Annotated in this window: 16 protein-coding genes; 9 read left to right on the top strand and 7 right to left on the bottom strand. The window is 66.6% G+C overall.

Annotated features, from left to right (window positions below):
• Positions 1 to 119 precede the first annotated feature (119 nt).
• Positions 120 to 722, top strand: coding sequence for a GGDEF domain-containing protein (locus ACWIDZ_RS03405; protein ID WP_453988764.1), 603 nt, complete (start codon positions 120 to 122; stop codon positions 720 to 722).
• 160 nt (positions 723 to 882) lie between these two features.
• Here ACWIDZ_RS03405 and ACWIDZ_RS03400 read toward each other — a convergent pair whose 3' ends face one another.
• The gene (locus ACWIDZ_RS03400) at positions 883 to 2,286 is read right to left on the bottom strand and encodes an amino acid permease (RefSeq protein WP_291776626.1); all 1,404 of its coding nucleotides are present in this window, start codon (positions 2,284 to 2,286) and stop codon (positions 883 to 885) included.
• A gap of 385 nt (positions 2,287 to 2,671) precedes the next feature.
• On the opposite strand from ACWIDZ_RS03400, the gene ACWIDZ_RS03395 reads away from it, so the two are divergent.
• From ACWIDZ_RS03395 to ACWIDZ_RS03380, 4 genes are all read left to right on the top strand, one after another.
• Positions 2,672 to 4,336 (top strand): amidohydrolase family protein, encoded by a 1,665-nt coding sequence (locus ACWIDZ_RS03395; protein WP_343828895.1) that lies wholly within the window; start codon positions 2,672 to 2,674, stop codon positions 4,334 to 4,336.
• A 79-nt stretch (positions 4,337 to 4,415) separates the two neighbouring features.
• Positions 4,416 to 7,364, top strand: a complete 2,949-nt coding sequence (locus ACWIDZ_RS03390) for a TonB-dependent receptor domain-containing protein (RefSeq protein WP_453988763.1) — start codon at positions 4,416 to 4,418, stop codon at positions 7,362 to 7,364.
• A gap of 89 nt (positions 7,365 to 7,453) precedes the next feature.
• The gene (locus tag ACWIDZ_RS03385) at positions 7,454 to 9,250 is read left to right on the top strand and encodes a DUF885 domain-containing protein (RefSeq protein WP_453988762.1); all 1,797 of its coding nucleotides are present in this window, start codon (positions 7,454 to 7,456) and stop codon (positions 9,248 to 9,250) included.
• Positions 9,251 to 9,365: 115 nt separating this feature from the next.
• The gene (locus ACWIDZ_RS03380) at positions 9,366 to 9,839 is read left to right on the top strand and encodes an Lrp/AsnC ligand binding domain-containing protein (protein ID WP_291776619.1); all 474 of its coding nucleotides are present in this window, start codon (positions 9,366 to 9,368) and stop codon (positions 9,837 to 9,839) included.
• A 14-nt stretch (positions 9,840 to 9,853) separates the two neighbouring features.
• Here ACWIDZ_RS03380 and ACWIDZ_RS03375 read toward each other — a convergent pair whose 3' ends face one another.
• Genes ACWIDZ_RS03375 through ACWIDZ_RS03360 form a run of 4 tightly spaced genes read right to left on the bottom strand, consistent with a single transcriptional unit; the run spans position 9,854 to position 11,966 of the window.
• Positions 9,854 to 10,621 (bottom strand): aminoglycoside adenylyltransferase domain-containing protein, encoded by a 768-nt coding sequence (locus ACWIDZ_RS03375; RefSeq protein WP_453988761.1) that lies wholly within the window; start codon positions 10,619 to 10,621, stop codon positions 9,854 to 9,856.
• Entirely contained in the window at positions 10,618 to 10,842 is a 225-nt protein-coding gene (locus ACWIDZ_RS03370) for a YdcH family protein (protein WP_025978184.1), read from the bottom strand. The genes ACWIDZ_RS03375 and ACWIDZ_RS03370 overlap by 4 nt, the downstream gene beginning before the upstream one ends.
• A 39-nt stretch (positions 10,843 to 10,881) precedes the next feature.
• The gene (locus tag ACWIDZ_RS03365; RefSeq protein WP_452111548.1) at positions 10,882 to 11,352 is read right to left on the bottom strand and encodes a TIGR02444 family protein; all 471 of its coding nucleotides are present in this window, start codon (positions 11,350 to 11,352) and stop codon (positions 10,882 to 10,884) included.
• Positions 11,349 to 11,966, bottom strand: coding sequence for a UbiX family flavin prenyltransferase (locus ACWIDZ_RS03360; protein WP_312219875.1), 618 nt, complete (start codon positions 11,964 to 11,966; stop codon positions 11,349 to 11,351). The genes ACWIDZ_RS03365 and ACWIDZ_RS03360 overlap by 4 nt, the downstream gene beginning before the upstream one ends.
• Before the next feature lie 114 nt (positions 11,967 to 12,080).
• Here ACWIDZ_RS03360 and ACWIDZ_RS03355 point away from each other — a divergent pair, with 114 nt between their 5' ends.
• The gene (locus tag ACWIDZ_RS03355) at positions 12,081 to 12,254 is read left to right on the top strand and encodes a YdcH family protein (protein ID WP_291776611.1); all 174 of its coding nucleotides are present in this window, start codon (positions 12,081 to 12,083) and stop codon (positions 12,252 to 12,254) included.
• Between the two features lie 80 nt (positions 12,255 to 12,334).
• Here ACWIDZ_RS03355 and ACWIDZ_RS03350 read toward each other — a convergent pair whose 3' ends face one another.
• Entirely contained in the window at positions 12,335 to 13,003 is a 669-nt protein-coding gene (locus ACWIDZ_RS03350; RefSeq protein WP_343828899.1) for a DUF1013 domain-containing protein, read from the bottom strand.
• A gap of 216 nt (positions 13,004 to 13,219) precedes the next feature.
• On the opposite strand from ACWIDZ_RS03350, the gene ACWIDZ_RS03345 reads away from it, so the two are divergent.
• A complete protein-coding gene (locus tag ACWIDZ_RS03345; protein ID WP_312219873.1) occupies positions 13,220 to 13,846 on the top strand; it encodes a beta/gamma crystallin-related protein in 627 nt (208 codons plus the stop codon).
• Between the two features lie 58 nt (positions 13,847 to 13,904).
• Here the strand turns inward: ACWIDZ_RS03345 and ACWIDZ_RS03340 are convergent, their stop codons facing one another.
• On the bottom strand, positions 13,905 to 14,876 hold the full coding sequence (locus ACWIDZ_RS03340; protein ID WP_453988760.1) for an NAD(P)H-quinone oxidoreductase: 972 nt from the start codon (positions 14,874 to 14,876) through the stop codon (positions 13,905 to 13,907).
• A gap of 82 nt (positions 14,877 to 14,958) precedes the next feature.
• On the opposite strand from ACWIDZ_RS03340, the gene ACWIDZ_RS03335 reads away from it, so the two are divergent.
• Positions 14,959 to 15,162, top strand: a complete 204-nt coding sequence (locus tag ACWIDZ_RS03335) for a DUF1192 family protein (protein ID WP_453988759.1) — start codon at positions 14,959 to 14,961, stop codon at positions 15,160 to 15,162.
• Between the two features lie 207 nt (positions 15,163 to 15,369).
• Complete coding sequence (gene rcdA, locus ACWIDZ_RS03330; protein ID WP_453989146.1) at positions 15,370 to 15,774, top strand: protease adaptor protein RcdA; 405 nt, start codon at positions 15,370 to 15,372, stop codon at positions 15,772 to 15,774.
• The last annotated feature ends 3 nt before the right edge of the window (positions 15,775 to 15,777 follow it).

The following is a 15,777-nucleotide window of genomic DNA, read 5'->3' as shown; positions in this document are numbered from 1 at the left end:
GCTCCCCAAGCGGAAAGCGGCCCGTTACAGCACCCGCGTTGCGCCCGCAACCGAGGACGCTAGACTCAGCTGCGTCGCGGGGGCTTGAGTCGGCCGGAAATGCGACGCCGGAGCCCGCCTTGAACCACCTGGCCGAACAGACGACCGCTGCGGGCGCCGATGCGGAATCGCAGGCCGAGATCGCGCGCCTGCGCGCCGAGGTGGCGGCCCTGACCGAACGGGCGGAGCGGGCCGAGGCCTTGGCGGACCACGACGTGCTGACGCCGGCGCTGAACCGGCGGGGCTTCATGGCGGTTCTGGCGCGCAACCTGGCCTATTGCCGACGCCACGGAGTCGAGGCGGCGTTGCTGTATCTCGACCTGGACGGGTTCAAGGGCGTTAACGACGCCTTGGGCCATGCGGCGGGGGACGCCGCCCTGATCGCCGTGGCCGAGCTGCTGCTGGCGAACGTGCGCGAATCCGACGCCGTGGGCCGGATGGGCGGCGATGAGTTCACCGTGGTGCTGATGAACGCAGGTGCCGAGGAGGGACGGGAGAAGGCGCGGCGGTTGAGCGAGGCCCTGAACAGCGACGGCTTTGTCTGGGAAGGCGAGCGTCTGCCCCTGGGCGGCTCGTTCGGTGTGCGCGCATTCGCCGGACAGGCGGACGCCGAGGTCTGGCTGTCTGAAGCGGACGCGGCCATGTGGCTGAGGAAGAAGGCGCGGCCGGAAGCGACCCGATGACGAATTGAAAAGGGCGCCGAGGTCAGCCTCGGCGCCCTTTTTTTCCTTAGACCATTTTCGGTTCAGTCGGGATCGACTGAACCCAGAACAATGGTCCAGAATTATCTGGGGCGAATATCTGAGTTGAGTTGGACATGGGTCCAACTCAACCGATTTCGCTCTAGCCGTTCAGCAGGCTGTTGCGTCGGCTGTAGAGCAGGTAGACGACCACCCCGATCACATTCCAGATGACGAAGTTGATCTGGGTCGAAGCGGGCAGGCTGAAGAACAGATAGACGCAGCCGGCGATGGCCACCGGCCCGACCAGCCACCAGACCGGGGCGCGGAAGACGCGCGGACGACCAGGTTCGCGACGGCGCAGCACGATCAGGCACAGACCCACCGAGGCGAAGGCGACCAGGGTCCCCGCATTGGCCAGGGCGGCCAGATCGCCCAGGGGGATGAAGCCGGCGATGATCGCCATCAGCACGGCGGTGCCGGCGGTGACGCGGACCGGCCCGCCCGAGCGCTTGGAGACATGGGCCAGGCTGCGGGGCAGCAGCCCGTCGCGGGCCATGACGAAGAAGATGCGGCTCTGGCCGAACATGAAGGCCAGGATGACGGTGGGCAGGGCGACGACCGCCGCGCCCGCGATCAGGGTGGCCCACAGGTCCGAGCCGACCGTGCGCGCGATGTGCGACAGGGGTTCGGGCGACTTCATGAACTCGGTGAAGGGCATGGCGCCCAGGGCGGCGATGGCCACGGCCATATAGATGGCGACGCAGGCCACCATCGAACCGATGATGCCGATGGTCAGGTCGCGGGCGGGATTGCGGGTTTCTTCCGCCGCCGTGGCCACGGCGTCGAAGCCGTAGAAGGCGAAGAAGATGATGGCCGCCGCCGCCATGACGCCCATCTGGCCCCCGACCCCGTGCGAGAAGCCGTAGGGCATGAAGGGCTTGAGGTTGTCCGGGTTGAAGTGGGGCAGGGCGATCGCCACGAAGGCGATCAGGGCCGCGATCTTGACCACCACCAGCACGGCGTTGATCGAGGCGCTCTCACGCGTGCCGGCGACCAGCAGGCCCGCCACGGCGGCGACGATGATCACGGCGGGCAGGTTGACGATGCCGCCCTGCGACGGCGCCGAGGTCAGCACGGCGGGCAGGCCCATGCCGATCCCCTCCATCATGCCGGAGAAGTAGCCCGCCCAGCCCACGGCCACTGCGGAGCAGACCACGGTGTATTCCAGGATCAGGCTCCACCCGACCATCCAGGCCGCTCCCTCGCCCAGGGTGGTGTAGGAATAGGTGTAGGCCGAACCCGATTCCGGGATCATGGTCGCCAGCTCGGCGTAGGCCAGGGCGGCGCAGACGCAGACGACGCCCGCGATGACGAAGGCCAGCATGACCGCCGGCCCCGCCCGTTCGGCCCCGACGCCGATCAGGGTGTAGATGCCGGTCCCCACGATGGCGCCGACGCCCAAGGCCACCAGGTGGGGCCAGGACAGGGTCGGCTTGAGCCCGTGGGCTTTGGGCGCTGCGCCCCCCAGCGCAGGCAGAGCCTTGCGGCGTGTCATGAAACTCATGCGTCTCCCCCGGACGATCCTTGGCGGCGATTGTAAAAATATTCGGAATAACGGCGTTTTTCCGTAGCATTATTGGCGATAACCTGGGGGCGCCAAGCTATGCCGCAACAGAAAAAACGACCCTGAAAGGCCGCTTTATATCCTGATCATTGGATCATAAATTCAGATTTACCGCAGAAACAACGCCTCTATCCCGCATTGCGCCTGAAATTGCGCATTTCGAAGATGGCTCAGTTTTTCGAAGCTCTTGTGAATTTTATTTCGTCATAACTGCAATATCCGAAGCTCATGCTTCCCTCGGAATGGTAGCGATTCAAGGAGCCGGCCAAGCGCCGGACAGACGCTTGCAGGGGCTGCGGCCCCCGATCTTGGGAGGGATTGCGGCTTGCGGACCACGACAGGGGCGAAGGCTGTCTTCAAGAGGGCGGGGGCTGTCTGCGCGGCTGCGCTGCTGCTGGCGGGTGCGCCGGGCGCGGTGCTGGCCCAGACCCAAACCCAGGCGGCGCCGGCGCGCGCTACGCTCAATCCGGCCCCGCCGCGGCGCGCCGACGAGGGCTTCGGTCCCTATCCGCTGATGGTGGTGCGCGGCGCCATGCTGATCGACGGCACGGGCGCGCCGCCGATGGGGCCGGTCGATATCGTCATCGAGAACGACAAGATCACCGACATCATCCAGGCGGGCTGGCCGGGCCTGCCGGAGCGCGAGGGGCGACCGCCGCTGAACGCGGCGCACGAGATCGACGCGCGCGGCATGTATGTCATGCCGGGCTTCGTCGACGCCCACGCCCATGGCGGCAGCCCGCAGAAGGCGCCGGACCTGGAGTATGTCTACAAGCTGTGGCTGGCCCACGGGGTGACCACGGTGCGCGGCGTCAGCCTAGCGCCGCAGGACATCGCCGTATCGGAAAAGACCCGCTCGGCGCGCGGCGAGATCGTCGCGCCGCGCATCTTCAACTATCAGACCCTGGGTTCGGGCTGGTCCCGCGGCCGCATCCGCAATGAGCAGATGGCGCGCGAATGGGTGCGCTGGGGCGCGGCCAACGGCATCGACGGGATCAAATTCTTCCTGCGCGGCGATGAAACGCCCGAGGTGGTCCTGGCCGCCATCGACGAGGCCAAGAAGAACGGCATGGGCACGGTGGCCCACATCGCCCAGCCGGGCGTGGCCCAGTTGAACGCACGCGATCTGGCCGAGGCTGGCCTCGGCACGGTGACCCACTTCTACGGCCACTTCGAAGCCCTGCTGGGCGGCCGCAGCATCCAGAACTATCCGACCGACTACAACTTCTACGATGAGCAGATGCGCTTCGGCGAGGCTGCGGAAATCTGGAAGGAGGTCGAGCCCGGCACGCCGCAGTGGTTCGAATACCTGGAGGAGCAGAAGGCGACCGGCGTCGTCTTCGACCCGACGATGACCATCTATGCGGCGTCGCGCGACCTGATGCGGGCGCGCAATGCGCCATGGCATCAGATCTACACCCTGCCGACGCTGGCGGACTATTTCCAGTCCACGCGCGACAACCACGGCAGCTACTTCTTCGACTGGACGACCTCGAACGAGGTGGCGTGGCGCCGCTTCTATGAGCGGTTCATGCGTCTGGTGAACGACTACAAGAAGATCGGCGGCCGGGTGACGGTGGGGTCGGATTCCGGCTTCATCTGGAAGCTCTACGGCTTCGGCTACATTGAAGAGTTGGAGCTGCTGCAGGAGGCGGGCTTCAACCCGCTGGAGATCGTGCGCGCCGCGACGATGGACGGGGCGACGACCCTGACCGAGCCGACGGGCAAGGCGCCGACCTTCGGCGTCGTGCGGCCCGGCATGAGCGCGGATCTGGTCATCACGACCGAGAATCCGCTGGCCAACTTCAAGACCCTTTACGGCACCGGACATGAGCGCCTGAGCCCCGAAAACCGCATCGAGACGGTGGGCGGGGTGCGTTGGACGGTGGCGCGCGGGGTCGCCTACGACGCTCCGGCCCTGCTGGCCGACGTCCGGGCCATGGTCGATCGGCAAAAAGCCGAACGGGGAGAGGCGTCCGCCGGGCGCTGATCCAAAAAAGAGCGACGCAGGCGACGCCGAAATGGGGACGGCGCGCCTGGGTTCAGATCAAAAAACGAGGGGTGATCCAATGAGACTGTCTGCGTATCTGAAGACCGGGACGATAATCGCCGGTCTGGCCGTCACGGCCGCCGCCGCCGCCCAGCCTGCCTGGGCTCAATCCGAAGCGCCGGCCGCCGAGCCGGAAGCCAGCGCCGTCGCCGATATCGTGGTGACCGGCTCGCGTATCCGGCGTCCGAACGTCGAGGCCGCGACCCCGGTCAACGTCGTCGACGCCCAGGAAATCGAGAACACCGGCGTCACCAATCTGATCGACGCCATGACGCGCCAACCGCAGGTCGGCCTGGGCTCCTCGGCCTCCAGCACGACCAACTCGGTGTCGGGCCAGGGCCTGGCCACCCTGAACCTGCGTAATCTGGGGTCGAGCCGCACCCTGGTGCTGGTCAACGGCCGCCGCCACGTCGCCGGTTCGGCGGGCACCAGCGCGGTGGACGTCAACTCCATCTCGAAGACCACGATCGCACGCATCGACACGGTGACGGGCGGCTCCTCGGCCGTCTATGGCGCCGACGCCGTGGCCGGGGTGGTCAACTTCATCACCAAGCAGGACTTCGACGGCGTCGCCTTCCAGTCGCAGTATGGTTCGGCCGACGGCCCGAACACCTACTACGGCTCGGTCGCGGTGGGGCGGAACTTCAACGATGACCGGACCAACATCATGGGCGCCCTGACCTATGACAAGTCCGAGGGCCTGTTCCGCCACGAGCGCGACTACGCCATGAGCGCCCTGGCCGAAATCCCGAACCCGAACAAGAAGAGCCCGGACGACGGCTTGCCTTCCTTCATCCAGGCGCGGGACGTCTACACCAACACCCAGAACAACTTCTTCACCCCGGTCATCGTCGATGCGATCGGCTCCAACAAGGCCTTCGCCCTGACCTTCACGCCGGACGGCAAGCTGGTTCCGTTCGACCGCGGCCAGATCCTGTATGACGGCGCCGGGCGCGAGCAGAAGCAATCGATCGGCGGCGACGGCTTCCAACTGCGCGACGACATGCTGCGCACGCCGGTCGAGCGTTTCGGCGGCGAACTGCAACTGCGTCACCAGTTCCAGCCTTCGGTCGACTTCATCAGCGAACTGAACCTGTTCGCCGAAGCCAAGTATTTCCACATGGAGGCCAGCAGCCAGGCGCGGAACGGCACCTTCGCCGACAGCTCGCCGGGCATGTCCACGGGCAACGCCTATCGCATCCAGGCGGACAACGCCTTCCTGCCCGATGAGCTGAAGACCATGCTGGCTCAGGCCAACATGAAGTTCTTCGACATCACCCGCATCGATACCGACTTCGGCATCCGTACCTCGCGCAGCGTGTACGACACCACCCGCTTCGTGACCGGCGTGGACGGCGCCTTCAGCAACGGCTGGCGGTTCGAGGCCTACGTCAACTACGGCCAGACCGAGTCGGAGTTCACCAACTTCGACCGCCTGCAGAAGGAGTTCTATGAGTCGATCGACGCTATTACGGAGAACGGGCAGATCGTCTGCCGCAGCGTGGATGCGCGGGCGCGGGGCTGTCAGCCGCTGAACCTGTTCGGGGCCTATCAGGGCTCCCCGGAAGCGATCGACTATTCCTACATCTACACCGTCCGCAACGACCGCATCCGCCAGTGGAACGCGGTGGCCAGCGTCAACGGCGAGCTGTTCTCCTATCCCTCGCTGTTCAGCGGAACCAGCCTGCCGGTCGCCTTCGCGGCGGGCGTGGAGTGGCGCAAGGAAGCCAGCAGCGCGATCCCGGACATCCGCTCGCAGCAGGGGCTGATCTTCCAGAACAAACAGGCCCGGACCGAGGGCGCCTATGAGTCCAAGGAAGTCTTCGGCGAGGTCAATCTGCCCCTGCTGGCCGATGTGCCGTTCATCCAATACCTGGATCTGACGGCGGCCTATCGCTACCAGGACTACACCACCACGGGCGGCGACAGCAGCTACGGCCTGGGCATGGAGTGGACGGTCGATCGCAACATCCGGTTCCGCGCCAACTACGCCAAGGCTGTGCGGGCGCCGAACATCAGCGAATTGTTCGACGGCGGCGGCGAAGGCTATAACCTGTTCGATGACCCTTGCGACGCGACGCGCCTGAACATCGGGAACTTCCCTGACAACCGCAAGGCGAACTGCGCGGCCCTGGGCATCGATCCGGGCTTCACCCAGTCGATCGCGACCAAGCCCGCTATCAGCAAGGGCAACCCCGACCTGCGGCCGGAAGAGGGCGAAACCCTGACCCTGGGCGTTGTCCTGACGCCGTCCTTCCTGCCGGGCCTGGCGGTCACCGTCGATCACTACGACATCAAGATCAGCGATGTGATCGCCTCGCTGGGCGCGCGCACCATCATCAACAACTGCGTCGACAGCCCGACCCTGGACAACCAGTTCTGTCCCAATGTCACGCGCGGCCCCGACGGCAACATCGCCAGCGTGGTGAACCAGGTCATGAACGTCGCCGAGTACACCAACTCGGGCTGGGACGTGACTGCGTCCTACCGCACGGATCTGGCGAAGCTGGGTCTGCCGGACTACGGCTCGCTGTCGCTCAGCGCGGCCGCCGGCTTCCTGGACGAGTTGACCTATGATCCGGTTCCGGGCGACGCCAGCGTGCGCGACGAGCAAGCGGGCGAGGCGCCCAATCCCAAGCGCCGGATCAACTTCCGCGTGTCCTGGGACTATGACCGTCTGTCGCTCTCCTACGCCAATCAGTATCTGAGCAGCGTGCTGCGGAGCAACCAGGACAAGGTAGGCGCGTATGAAGTGTGGAAAGCCCCGTCGTGGCTGACGCACGACATCCGGGCTGAATACCGCTTCGACCGCTACTCGGTTTTCGCCGGTGTGAACAATTTCACCAATGAAGCGCCGCCGCAGACCGCATTCACCTGGACCGGGACGGGTCTGTACAATGGCTTCAACGCCAGCATTTACAACAACCTGGGTCGTTACGTTTACGTTGGCGTGAACGCCCGATTCTGATCCAGAGTAGTGAAGCCGCCCGGTGACGGGCGGCTTCTTGCCTTATCGGACGCCGCCCGGCGTCCCTGTGTTTTTCGGGGGGAAAGACGATGAAGTCTCTCACTGCTTTCGGGGCCATGGCGGTCGCTGTCGGGATTCTGGCCGTAGGGGGCCTAGCCGCTCCGCAACAGGCCCGGGCCGCTTCGGCTTCGGCCGCCGCCGCCGCGCCCTCGGCCCTGGACGCCCGGTTCGAGGCCATCGCCGCCGAGGAGTGGGCCTGGCGTCAGAAAGAGATTCCGTCGCGGGCGTCCAAACCCAGCACTCTGCCGGACGTCAGCGCCGCCACCCAGCAGCGTCGTCTGGAATACTGGACGGCCGTGCAGCGCCGTCTCGAGGCCATCTCGCCCGAGCAGTTGTCGCCGAACCAGCGCACCAACTACGCCGTCTACAAGCATCAGATCGACAACTTCGTCGATGACGGCCGCCACCGGCTGTATGAGATGCCGTTCAACTCGGACAGCTCGTTCTGGTCGTCGCTGACGGGGATGGGCAATGCGACCTTCACCTCGGTCGAGGACTATGAGCGCTATCTGTCCCAGATGCGGGACACGCCGCGCTATTTCGATCAGCAGATCACCAGTATGCGCGCCGGCCTGGCGCGCGGCTTCACCCAGCCGAAGGCCTCCCTGGTGGGCCGCGACGTGTCGATCCTGGCGGTCACGGAACCGACGGACGTCACGCAGAATCCTTTCTACAAGCCCTTCCTGACCATGCCCGCGACCATGGCCGAGGCGGACAAGGCGCGTCTGCGCGCCGCTGCCGTTCAGGTGATCCAGCAGCAGGTCGTGCCGGCGCACCGCACCCTGCTGAGCTTCATTCGAGACGAATATGTGCCGGGCGCGCGCGACACCCTGGGCGCCAACCGCCTGCCGGATGGGGACGACTTCTATCAGACGCAGATTCGCCAATACACCAGCGTCAACCTGACGCCGGATCAGATCCATCAGATCGGCCTGGCCGAGGTCGCTCGCATCCGGGCCGAGATGGAGACGGTGATGCGCAGCACCGGCTGGACCGGCGACTTCGCGGGCTTCATCCACTTCCTGAAGACCGACCCGCAGTTCCACTATGACAAGCCGGAACACCTGCTGTGGCACGGCGCCTGGGTCATCAAGAAGGTCGACGGCAAGATCGGCCAGTATTTCAACCTGAAGCCGCGCGACACCTTCAGCCTGATCCCCGTGCCGGACGCCATCGCGCCCTATTACACGGCCGGTCGGGGCGGCAACGGCGTCTGTCTGCTGAACACCTACGACCTGCCGTCGCGGCCGCGCTACAACATCCCGGCGCTGACGGTGCACGAGTGCAACCCCGGCCACGCCTGGCAGGGCAATCTGCGCCGCGAGCATGAGCCCATGCCCGACTATCGCGCCCAGACCTACATCTCGGCGTTCGGCGAGGGCTGGGCCCTCTATACCGAGAAGCTGGCGGTGGAGATGGGAATCTATGAAGACGCCTATGAGGACTTCGGCCGCTTGACCTATGAGATGTGGCGCGCGGCGCGTCTGGTCATCGATACCGGCGTCCACTCCAAGGGCTGGACCCGCGAACAGGCGGTGGCCTTCCTGAGCGAGAACACCGCCCTGTCCGACCATGAGGTCGGCACCGAGATCGACCGCTACATCACCTGGCCGGGTCAGGCTCTGTCCTACAAGCTGGGCGAGATCGAGATCGTGCGCTTGCGCCGTCTGGCCGAGGCGGAACTGGGGGCCGACTTCGACATCCGCGCCTTCCACGACCATCTGCTGGCCATCGGCGTCGCCACCATCCCGGCCATGACCGCCGAGATGGAGGCCTTCATCGCCCAGAGCAAGCAGGCTGCGGCGGCGACCCGTTCTGGACAATAATCGAGACCGGGCCGACGTCGACAGACGTCGACCTTCCGACACTGACAGACGCGTTGCGGATCACGCGCGGCTTTGTCAGTGTCGGGATTCTGTAAAGCGTAGAGGGGGAGAGCGCATGAGCGCTGGGGAATACAAGCTGGACGACGCCGACCGCCGCATCCTGCGGGTGCTGCAGCAGGACGGACGGATCACCAATCAGGATCTGGCCGCCGCCTGCAACATGTCGGCGTCATCCTGTTTCGAGCGGGTGCGCCGCCTGCGCGAGCGCGGCGTCATCACCGGCTATACGGCCCTGATCGACCCGAAGTTCGCCGAGCGCGAACTGCTGATCTTCATCGAGGTGCTGCTGGACCGCACGACCTCGGACATCTTCGACCAGTTCGCCGAGCGCATCCGCCGCTCGCCCGAGGTGCTGGAATGCCACATGGTGGCGGGGGGCTTCGACTATCTGGTCAAGGTTCGGATGAGGGACATGGCCGCCTACCGCGTCTTCCTGGCCGACACCCTCATCGTCATGCCGGGCGTGCGCGAGACCCGCACCTATGCGGTGATGGAAGAGGTCAAGGACACCTCGGTCCTGCCGCTCTAGGGCAAGGGCGCGCCTCAGAGCGTCGCGCGAATTCTCTGCGCCAGTTCCAGGGCGGCGGTCTGGACCTCGGCGGATCGGTTGCTCCAGTCGACCGACCGCGCGCCAAGGTATTCCTCACGAGCCAGGGCGAGCGCGTCAGAGGCGGTGCGCGACAACTGAAGCCGAGCCCACTCTGCCGCCCTTGCCTTGGAGACGAAGGCCCCGTCCTTCGCGGTCCGCCACATGCGCGCGAGCGTCAGCAGCCCGTTGCGTTCATCCTCAGCCAGGGCGGCGAGCAAGATCGGCAGGCTGTCGTGGATGGCGCGCCTTATGTCCTGTCGAGTTATAGCGGGCAGCAGGTCGGCGGCGGGCGGTCCGAAAAGCGGGCGGGCCTCCAGACGGGCCTGGGCCAGCATGAGGGTGAACTCAGGATCCGCCCCGCCTTCGGGCAGACGGCCGGCCTCGAAGGCTTCGCGGAGCCATTCTCCGAAGACGAGCTCGGCGCGGGCGGGGTAGGCGGGGAGATCCAGCTCTCGAAGCAGGAATGCGATGACTTCCAGAGGTCGAAGTCGGGAATCGCCGGGCGGCGCCGAGACGGCGCTCAGATCTTGCAGCAGTTCGCGCCGGGTCTCGTTTGCAATGGGCGCGTTGACGACGATAAGCAGATCGATGTCGCTATGGGCGTGCAGGCCCTGGCTCACCGCCGAGCCATGCAGATAGACAGCCTTGAGAGAGACGCCGAGGCGTTCGCGCAGGAGGGTCAGGGCTTGATGGGCCTGCTCCGGGGCGTCGACGACAATCACGCGATGATGTCGGGCAGGATCTGGTCCTGAAGTTTCACGATGTCGTCGCGCAGGGCCAGCTTCTTGCGCTTCAGACGGGCGATCATCAGCTGATCCGGGGCGGGCATGTGGCCGAGCGCCTCGATGGAGGCGTCCAGGTCGGCGTGCTCCTGGAGCAGGCGGGCCAGTTCGGCGCGCAGCGCCTCGTCTTCTTCGGACAGGTAAGGTTCGTCGTCGTTCATCGTCAGGCCCCGGACCGGGGGATTATAGCTGAGCTGGCGTCAGGTCGGAAGCAGGTCGGACAGGGTTCTGAGCGCCGGACGCGGCACGACGCGATCCCACAGGCGCGCCGTTTCGGCCATGGCGTCGACGGGCGGGCGAGGCGCGCCGGTCGGAGCGGGCGACAGGGCTTCGAGCCCGTTCAGCAGATGGCGCTCGGCGGCCAGTTCGATGGCCTTCACCTGTTCGCGCACGGCCAGGCGAGCGTCGGTCTCCAGGTCCGGCACGGGCGTCTTCAGCGTGCGGCGCACGGCGCGCAGGGGGGCGATGGTCGTGGTCTGCCAGGCGCGGGCGGTGTCGCAGGCGGCCTCGATGGTCTCCTCGTCGGGGCGACGCCCTGTGACGGCGGTCCAGGCGGCCCACAGCAGCAGGGGCACGTTCTGCTCGTGATAATCCTGAAGCGACAGGCAGGCCTCGGCCGCGCCCGGCGCGGCGTAGGCGGCGCAGGCCCAGGTCCACAGATCGTCGCTCATGCCTCGCTCCCGCCTTTCAGGCCTTCCCAGCGGCGCACGGCCGACCAGTCCAGGCCGAAGACGTCCAGCGCCCGCCCGACCGACTGGTCGACCATCTGCTCCAGACTGTCGGGACGGGCGTAGAAGGCGGGCAGGGGCGGGGCGATGACGGCGCCCATCTCGGCCAGGGCCGTCATGGTGCGCAGATGACCCAGGTGCAGCGGCGTCTCGCGCACCATCAGCACCAGGGGGCGGCGCTCCTTCAGCGTCACATCGGCGGCGCGGGTCAAAAGGGTCGAGGTCACGCCGGTGGCGATCTCGCTCATGGTCCGCACCGAGCAGGGCGCCACGATCATGCCCAGGGTGCGGAAGGAGCCGGAGGAGATGGTCGCCCCCACGTCGTTCAGCCGGTGAACCACGTCCGCCTTGGCCGTCAGCTCGTCGGGGGTGAGATCCGTCTCCTGCGACAAGGTGAGCAGGGCGGCGCGGGTGACGACCAGATGGCTCTCGACGCCCAGTTCGCGCAGGGCGTCCAGCACGCGCGCGCCATAGACGACGCCTGAAGCGCCAGAGATTCCAACGACTAGCCGAGAGGGCGCCGGCGCCCGAACGGTCGTGTTCACAACATCGGCCAATTTCGTCTCCAACCTGTCCGTGTTCGGAGCGGCGAGGGTCACTGCAATGTGATTCCACACCTCGCCGAACCGGGCGCTCAGTGTAGTGGTCCCTTAGACATGGAGGCGCAAGCCATGACCATCGAGGCTCGTATTCGCGAATTGGGTAATCGCCATCGGTCGCTGGATGAGACCATCCAGCAGGAGATGCGCCGGCCCACCGCGGACCCGACACACCTCAGGGAGCTGAAGCAGCGAAAACTGCGACTTAAGGAAGAGATCAACAGTCTGGAATCCCGAACCCACTAGCGGGCTTCCCACCTGAAATGACGACGGCCCCGGAAGATCGCTCTTCCGGGGCCGTTTTGTATCCGTCGATCGATAGGAGATCAGTCGCGCGAACCGAACACGGACTCGGCCGTGGGCTCGGCGCCCGAGCCATAGTCCGGCTCGGCCTCTTCCTCAGCGACGACTTCCGGCTCGACCTCAGGCTCGACGGGCTGGAGGACGCCGTTCTTGGCGTCGTCCTTGGCCTTCTTGTCGGCGGCCTTGCGGACCACCTCGTCCAGCTGCAGCTGGCCGGTCAGGCCCAGGGTCACCGGATCGACCGGCTTGATGTTGGCGGAGTTCCAGTGGGTGCGGTTGCGCACGCTCTCGATCGTGGCCTTGGTGGTGCCCAGCAGCTTGGCGATCTGGGCGTCGGTCACTTCCGGGTGGTTGCGGACGAACCACATGATGGCGTCCGGGCGGTCCTGACGGCGCGAGACCGGCGTGTATTTCGGTCCGGACTTGGCCGGCTTCAGCAGTTCGGCGTGGCGGCTGACCACGGCCTTCATGCGGTAGTTCTCGTCGTTCTGGGCCTTGTCCAGCTCTTCGCGGGTCAGCTGGCCGTTGACGATGGGGTCGGCGCCGCGGATGTCGCGCGCCACGTCGCCGTCGGCGATGCCGCGCACCTCGAGCGGGTGCAGGCCGCAGAAGTCGGCGATCTGCTCGAACGAGAGCGAGGTGTTGTCCACCAGCCAGACCGCGGTGGCCTTGGGCATCAGGATGTCGGTCATGGGCATGGATCCCGGCGGTTGCGGCCCAAAAAACGGGCGTTTGAATCGACGGCGCCCGACCTTTTCGGCCGGGCGCGAGAAGACCTTTATAGGTGATTTCAGTTGAAATGAAAACGTCGTCTGTCGCCCTCATACAGCGAAGGTTCATCTGGCATGATGAACATTCAGGGCCAGGGCGCGTTGTGCGCCGGGAGAGATCTCGAAGGAGACCGTGTCATGAAGAAGTTCGTGGTTGCAGCGGCAGGTTTGGTCATGGCGGCGGGCGGTTTCTCCGTCGTGAACGTGAGTTCGGCGGAAGCCCAGGTTCAGGCGCGCGGCGCGCCGCGCGGGTCCTACGCCCAGAGCTGCTCGGGGGCCTATGTGAATCGCGGCCGCCTCTATGCGGATTGCCGCGACATGCGGGGCAATATGCGCGAAACCTCGATCGAACTGGCGCGCTGCTCCAGCGAAGAGATCGTCAACCGCGACGGCCGCCTGGCCTGCGGCCGCTTTCAGGGCGATTTCGAGAACGGCGGCCGTCCGGGGCGTCCGGGCGGCGGGTGGAACGACGGCCGGCCTGGCAACGGCGGTTGGGGCCAGTCCTCGATCACCGTCTATCGCGACGCCGACTATCGCGGCCAGTCGATGAGCTTCCGCAACGAGGTCCCGAACCTGCGCAACCTGGGCATGAACGATGCGATCAGCTCGATCCGCCTGTCACGGGGAAGCTGGGAGGTCTGCGAGGACGCCAACTATCGCGGTCGCTGCGAGATCGTGCGCGGCGATATGCGCGACCTGCGCAATACGGGGATGAACGACAAGATCTCGTCCCTGCGTCCGGCCCGCAGCGGCGGCCGCTGGTAGGCTGTAGAGACGGTTGACGGATAGGGCGGGAGGCTTCGGCTTCCCGCCTTTTTCCTTTTTAGGGCAGCAGCACGACCTTGCCGACGTGGGCGCCGGCCTCCAGATGGGCGTGGGCGGCGGCGGCCTCGGCCAGGGGGAAGGTCGCCTCGACCTGGGCCCGCACGGCGCCGGAGGCGATCCAGGGCCAGACCGTAGTCTCGACGGCGGCGGCCAGGCGGGCCTTTTCGTCGGCCGAGCGGCTGCGCAGGGTCGAGCCGGTCAGGACGATCCGCTTCAACATGATCCGCATCAGGTCGACCTCGGCCCGCGCGCCCGTCAGGGTCGCGATCACCACCCAGCGTCCGCCGGGCTTCAGGGCGTTGAGGTTCAGTTCGGCGTAGGCGGCCCCAACCATGTCCAGCACCACGTCGGCGCCGCCTGCTTCCTGGATGGCGGCGGCCAGGTCGTCCTGGGTGGCGTCCAGGCTGACGTCGGCGCCCAGGGCGCGGGCGGCCTCGGCCTTGGCGCCGCCGCGTGAGGTGGCGATGACGCGGGCGCCCGCCGCCTTGGCCATCTGGATGGCCATGACGCCGATGCCGCTGGTGGCGCCGTGGATCAGCAGGGTTTCGCCCGACTTCAGCCCGCCGCCCTCGAAGACGTTGGCGAAGACGGTGAAGGCGGTCTCGGGCAGGGCGGCGGCCTGGATGAAGTCGAGGCCGTCCGGGATCGGCAGGGCGTGGCGGGCGTCGACCGCGGCGTATTCGGCGTATCCGCCGCCCCCCAGCAGAGCGCAGACCTGGTCGCCGACAGCCCAGCGCGTCACGCCCTCGCCCAGGGCGTCGACCTCGCCCGCGACCTCCAGCCCCAGAATGCCCGAGGCGCCCGGCGGGGGCGGATAGCGGCCCTCGCGCTGGACGATGTCGGGGCGGTTCACGCCCGCTGCGCGCACGCGGATGCGGATTTCGCCAGGGCCCGGAACGGGCAGGGGACGCGTCGTCAGGCGCAGGGCGTCGGCGGGGCCGCGTCCGTTTTCGATCTCTATGGCCTGCATGGTGCAGCCTCTCTTGCTTGCATTCCGGTTCAATGCGGCGTTCACATAGGAGGTCGTGCCCGTAATGGCCAAGGAGGCGAGGATGAGTTTCGAAGATCTGGAGCCCCGGCCGCAGCGCGGCGAGGCCATCGCCGCCCTGGGGCGCGAAGACCTGGACCTCTACGCTGTGGATGAACTTCAGGAGCGGATCGGGGCCCTTGAGGCCGAGATCGCCCGCGCGCGCGCCGCCATTCAGGGCAAGTCTTCACAGCGCAGCGCCGCCGATGCGCTGTTCAACTTCCGCTGAGGCGCGCGGGTTGGGGACGGTTTCGGCCGCCCCCTCCCGTCGGATCAGCTTCCGTGGCATGACGATTGCAGCGAGCGAATGCATGAGATTCGTGGATATACGCCTGTGACCGCCATCGAAGCTGAACCGAGCCCGGCGCGCCTTGTCGGCGCCGAAGTGCTGGACTTCGCGCGCTCCGAGCTGTTCGAGCGCACCTTCCGCGAAGGCATGGAGTTGGTCGAGGAGACCGCCGCCTATCTGGATGGCGACGGACGCCAGGATTCGCGCCTGCTGTCGCGGGCGGCGGCCCTGTCCTATGCGGGCGAGAGCATGAAGCTGACCACGCGGCTGATGCAGATCGCCTCGTGGCTGCTGGTTCAGCGCGCCGTGCGGGAAAAGGATATGAGCGCCGAGGCGGCGGGCGACCCCCGCTACCGCCTGGCCGATCGCCGCATGGAGACGGAGCCGCGTCGCGGCGACCTGCCGATCGCCCTGATCGAATACGCCGTGCGGGCCGAGAAGCTCTACGACCGCGTGCTGCACCTGGACCGGCAGATGTATGTGGAGCCGGCGACGGCGCCCGCCAATCCGGTGCAGAGTCAGATGGATCGTCTGCGCGCCGCCTTCGGCTGAGCG

This window comes from Brevundimonas sp. NPDC055311 (assembly GCF_053645695.1).
Note: the sequence above shows the minus strand (reverse complement) of the source record. Positions and strands in the feature narration are given on the sequence as shown.

Excerpts from the sequence above, each read along its gene's own strand:
- ACWIDZ_RS03345 (WP_312219873.1), top strand. The coding sequence starts at position 13,220 with ATGAAGAAGTTCGTGGTTGCAGCGGCAGGTTTGGTCATGGCGGCGGGC.
- ACWIDZ_RS03370 (WP_025978184.1), bottom strand. The coding sequence starts at position 10,842 with ATGAACGACGACGAACCTTACCTGTCCGAAGAAGACGAGGCGCTGCGC.
- ACWIDZ_RS03385 (WP_453988762.1), top strand. The coding sequence starts at position 7,454 with ATGAAGTCTCTCACTGCTTTCGGGGCCATGGCGGTCGCTGTCGGGATT.
- ACWIDZ_RS03335 (WP_453988759.1), top strand. The coding sequence starts at position 14,959 with ATGAGTTTCGAAGATCTGGAGCCCCGGCCGCAGCGCGGCGAGGCCATC.
- ACWIDZ_RS03365 (WP_452111548.1), bottom strand. The coding sequence starts at position 11,352 with ATGAGCGACGATCTGTGGACCTGGGCCTGCGCCGCCTACGCCGCGCCG.
- ACWIDZ_RS03390 (WP_453988763.1), top strand. The coding sequence starts at position 4,416 with ATGAGACTGTCTGCGTATCTGAAGACCGGGACGATAATCGCCGGTCTG.
- ACWIDZ_RS03350 (WP_343828899.1), bottom strand. The coding sequence starts at position 13,003 with ATGACCGACATCCTGATGCCCAAGGCCACCGCGGTCTGGCTGGTGGAC.
- ACWIDZ_RS03355 (WP_291776611.1), top strand. The coding sequence starts at position 12,081 with ATGACCATCGAGGCTCGTATTCGCGAATTGGGTAATCGCCATCGGTCG.
- ACWIDZ_RS03400 (WP_291776626.1), bottom strand. The coding sequence starts at position 2,286 with ATGAGTTTCATGACACGCCGCAAGGCTCTGCCTGCGCTGGGGGGCGCA.
- ACWIDZ_RS03340 (WP_453988760.1), bottom strand. The coding sequence starts at position 14,876 with ATGCAGGCCATAGAGATCGAAAACGGACGCGGCCCCGCCGACGCCCTG.
- rcdA (WP_453989146.1), top strand. The coding sequence starts at position 15,370 with ATGGAGTTGGTCGAGGAGACCGCCGCCTATCTGGATGGCGACGGACGC.
- ACWIDZ_RS03380 (WP_291776619.1), top strand. The coding sequence starts at position 9,366 with ATGAGCGCTGGGGAATACAAGCTGGACGACGCCGACCGCCGCATCCTG.